The organism is Allochromatium palmeri (genome assembly GCF_009720725.1).
In the GTDB taxonomy this organism is placed as follows: Bacteria; Pseudomonadota; Gammaproteobacteria; order Chromatiales; family Chromatiaceae; genus Thermochromatium; species Thermochromatium palmeri.
The window spans coordinates 1-807 of the sequence record NZ_WNKT01000147.1 but is presented as its reverse complement, the minus strand read 5'-3'; the positions used below and the strand labels follow the sequence as shown (position 1 = coordinate 807).

The following is an 807-nucleotide window of genomic DNA, read 5'->3' as shown; positions in this document are numbered from 1 at the left end:
CCTCATCGTTTCCCGCGACTCGTCCAGCCGTCATGCCCAGCCCGATTGAACTCCCTGACATCCCCGACGCGGAACGCACCCCGCTGATCGAGCAGTTGGTGGCGCTGATCGAAACGCTGGCCGAGACGACCCAACGGCAAGCGGAAACCATCCAGCAGCTGCGCGATGAGATCGCGGTGCTCAAGGGCGAGAAGGGCAAGCCGACCTTCAAGCCGAGCGGGATGGAGAATCAGAGCGATGCAGACAAGAAAGAGGACAGCACGGGCGAGTCGACGGGCAAGCGGGCCGGCTCGAGCAAGCGGAGCAAAACGCCGGACGTGCCGATTCATGAGGAGTGCGTGATTCCCCCCACCGAGGCGCTGCCACCTGGCTCGCGCTTCAAGGGCTATCGCGACGTCGTGGTCCAGGATCTGAAGATCGAAGCGCACAACACCCGCTATCGCCTGGAGGTGTGGCAGACCCCGGATGGGAAATGGTTGTGCGGGGAGCGGCCAGCGACCTTGCAAGGCGGGCACTTCGGCCCGCGCCTGCGGGCCTATGTGCTCTACCAGCACCATCACTGTCATGTCACCCAGCCGTTGTTGCGCGAGCAACTGCTCGAATGGGGCATCGACCTGTCGGTCGGGCAGATCGATGCCCTGCTCAGCGGACACAACGAACCCTTCTTTGCCGAAAAGGATCAGCTGCTGGAGGTTGGTCTGGAGGTCAGTTCCTTCATCACGGTCGATGACTCAGGGGCACGCCACCAGGGGCGCAATGGCTATGTCACGCAGATTGGCAACGACTTTTTTGCCTGGTTCTCCAGCA

Annotated in this window: 1 pseudogene; it reads left to right on the top strand. The window is 62.5% G+C overall.

The window, feature by feature from the left end:
• Positions 1–32: 32 nt before the first annotated feature.
• Positions 33–807: pseudogene (locus tag GJ668_RS20860) on the top strand (IS66 family transposase); the annotation flags it as partial.